The sequence below is a fragment of the Methylophilus sp. DMC16 genome (assembly GCF_056314045.1).
In genome coordinates, this window is record NZ_JBQUZC010000005.1 from 1 (window position 1) to 3,459 (window position 3,459).

Here is a 3,459-nt window from a genome sequence, read left to right on the forward strand (position 1 = left end):
TTTAGAATAGGAGCTTGGGGATGACCTACTTTCGCATACGAAGAGTACACTATCATTGGCGCAAGTTCGTTTCACGGCCCTGTTCGAGATGGGAAGGGGTGGTTCCAAACTGCTATTGTCCCCAAACATAACTGGTAATGTTATGCATGGTGCTGATATGAATCAGCCTGCTTTAACAAATTGGAAGAAGTAAAGGATTTTGCTTTTTCAAGCATCAATGGGCAGGGTATGAAACAACTTGTGTTTCTTATTTCTTGATGATTGCCAAATCATATTGCTTTGAACTACACCTGGCTTAGATTTTAATCTAAGTTTTAAGGTTATAGGATCAAGCCTCACGAGCAATTAGTATCAGTTAGCTTAATGCATTACTGCACTTCCACACCTGACCTATCAACGTCCTGGTCTTGAACGACTCTTTAGCTGGCTTAAAGCCAGAGGCAAGTCTCATCTCGAGGCGAGTTTCACGCTTAGATGCTTTCAGCGTTTATCTCTTCCGCACTTAGCTACCCAGCTATACCATTGGCATGATAACTGGTCCACCAGAGGTGCGTCCACTCCGGTCCTCTCGTACTAGGAGCAGGTCCCCTCAAACTTGCAGCGCCCACGGCAGATAGGGACCAAACTGTCTCACGACGTTTTAAACCCAGCTCACGTACCACTTTAAATGGCGAACAGCCATACCCTTGGGACCGGCTACAGCCCCAGGATGTGATGAGCCGACATCGAGGTGCCAAACTCCCCCGTCGATATGAACTCTTGGGAGGAATCAGCCTGTTATCCCCAGAGTACCTTTTATCCGTTGAGCGATGGCCCTTCCATACAGAACCACCGGATCACTATGACCTGCTTTCGCACCTGCTCGACCTGTCCGTCTCGCAGTCAAGCAACCTTTTGCCATTGCACTATCAGTACGATTTCCGACCGTACCTAGGTTACCTTCGCACTCCTCCGTTACTCTTTGGGAGGAGACCGCCCCAGTCAAACTGCCTACCATACACGGTCCCCAGTCCGGATTACGGACCTAGGTTAGAACCTCAACAACATCAGGGTGGTATTTCAAGGATGACTCCACGATATCTGGCGACACCGCTTCATAGTCTCCCACCTATCCTACACAAATCTTGTCAAAGTCCAATGTAAAGCTGCAGTAAAGGTTCATGGGGTCTTTCCGTCTAGCCGCGGGGAGATTGCATCTTCACAAACATTTCAACTTCGCTGAGTCCCGAGAGGAGACAGTGTGGCCATCGTTACGCCATTCGTGCGGGTCGGAACTTACCCGACAAGGAATTTCGCTACCTTAGGACCGTTATAGTTACGGCCGCCGTTTACTGGGACTTCAATCAAGAGCTTGCACCCCATCATTTAATCTTCCAGCACCGGGCAGGCGTCACACCCTATACGTCCACTTTCGTGTTTGCAGAGTGCTGTGTTTTTATTAAACAGTCGCAGCCACCTTTTCACTGCAACCCCATCACGCTTCTAGAGCAAGTCTATACACGTTACCGGGGCGCACCTTCTCCCGAAGTTACGGTGCTAATTTGCCGAGTTCCTTCTCCCGGGTTCTCTCAAGCGCCTTAGAATTCTCATCCTGCCCACCTGTGTCGGTTTGCGGTACGGTCTTATACAACTGAAGCTTAGTGGCTTTTCTTGGAAGCATGGTATCAATCACTTCGTCTGCAAGCAGACTCGTTATCACGTCTCAGTCTTAGCTCTCCGGATTTGCCTAAAGAACCAACCTACACGCTTGAACCGGGACATCCAACACCCGGCTGACCTAACCTTCTCCGTCCCCACATCGCATTGTATATAGGTACAGGAATATTAACCTGTTTCCCATCAGCTACGCATCTCTGCCTCACCTTAGGGGCCGACTCACCCTGCGCCGATGAACGTTGCGCAGGAAACCTTGGGCTTTCGGCGAGGGAGCTTTTCACTCCCTTTATCGCTACTCATGTCAGCATTCGCACTTCTGATACCTCCAGCATACCTCACAGTACACCTTCGCAGGCCTACAGAACGCTCTCCTACCATGCCAGTAAACTGGCATCCGAAGCTTCGGTTACGTGCTTAGCCCCGTTACATCTTCCGCGCAGGACGACTCGACCAGTGAGCTATTACGCTTTCTTTAAATGATGGCTGCTTCTAAGCCAACATCCTGGCTGTCTATGCCTTCCCACTTCGTTTTCCACTTAGCACGTCATTTGGGACCTTAGCTGTCGGTCTGGGTTGTTTCCCTCTTGTCCACGGACGTTAGCACCCATGGACTGTCTCCCGTAATTGAACTTCTCAGTATTCGGAGTTTGCAATGGTTTGGTAAGTTCTTATGAACCCCCTAGCCATAACAGTGCTCTACCCCCGAGAGTTATATACGAGGCACTACCTAAATAGTTTTCGGAGAGAACCAGCTATCTCCAAGTTTGTTTAGCCTTTCACCCCTATCCACAGCTCATCCCCAAATTTTTCAACATTTGTGGGTTCGGACCTCCAGTACCTGTTACGGCACCTTCATCCTGGCCATGGATAGATCACTTGGTTTCGGGTCTACACCCAGCGACTAATTCGCCCTATTCGGACTCGATTTCTCTACGCCTCCCCTATCGGTTAAGCTTGCCACTGAATGTAAGTCGCTGACCCATTATACAAAAGGTACGCAGTCACCCCTTACGAGGCTCCCACTGTTTGTATGCATACGGTTTCAGGATCTATTTCACTCCCCTCCCGGGGTTCTTTTCGCCTTTCCCTCACGGTACTGGTTCACTATCGGTCGATATCGAGTATTTAGCCTTGGAGGATGGTCCCCCCATGTTCAGACAGGGTTTCTCGTGCCCCGCCCTACTTGTCGTTACCCTAGTTCCACAAACGGGATTTCGTATACGGGACTATCACCCACTACGGTCGGACTTTCCATTCCGTTCTACTATCGCGTCTGCTAAAAGTAACAGGCTGTTCCATGTTCGCTCGCCACTACTTACGGAATCTCGGTTGATTTCTTTTCCTCTGGGTACTTAGATGTTTCAGTTCTCCAGGTTCGCTTTACTCTTCCTATATATTCAGAAGAGAATGACCTTACGGCCGGGTTTCCCCATTCGGACATCTCCGGATCAAAGCTTATTTGCCAGCTCCCCGAAGCTTTTCGCAGGCTATCACGTCCTTCATCGCCTGATATCGCCAAGGCATCCACCATATGCACTTATTCACTTGACCCTATAACGTTAAAACCTAAACCCTTTTAAATCTAGATTTCCTCGTGCATGAGACACGCGTTACAGGTAATTCTAAAGCACTATCAAACCTCGTTAGATTCGCTACATTCATGATTACTCATCAATGTCGCTTCTCAACTTGCGTTTAATATTTCTGATTTTGCAATCAATCGATATTATTTCCGGTTAAAAAATAATATCGCCCATTGAATATAAGTTGTCATCACACAACCTATATTCCTTTACTTCTTCC

2 rRNA genes are annotated in these 3,459 nt (G+C 48.4%); both read right to left on the reverse strand.

Annotated features, from left to right (window positions below):
- Positions 1 to 12: 12 nt before the first annotated feature.
- Positions 13 to 126: ribosomal RNA gene (rrf, locus tag ACT53D_RS14240) — 5S ribosomal RNA — on the reverse strand.
- Positions 127 to 324: 198 nt separating this feature from the next.
- Positions 325 to 3,207, reverse strand: a 23S ribosomal RNA gene (locus ACT53D_RS14245).
- Positions 3,208 to 3,459 lie beyond the last annotated feature (252 nt).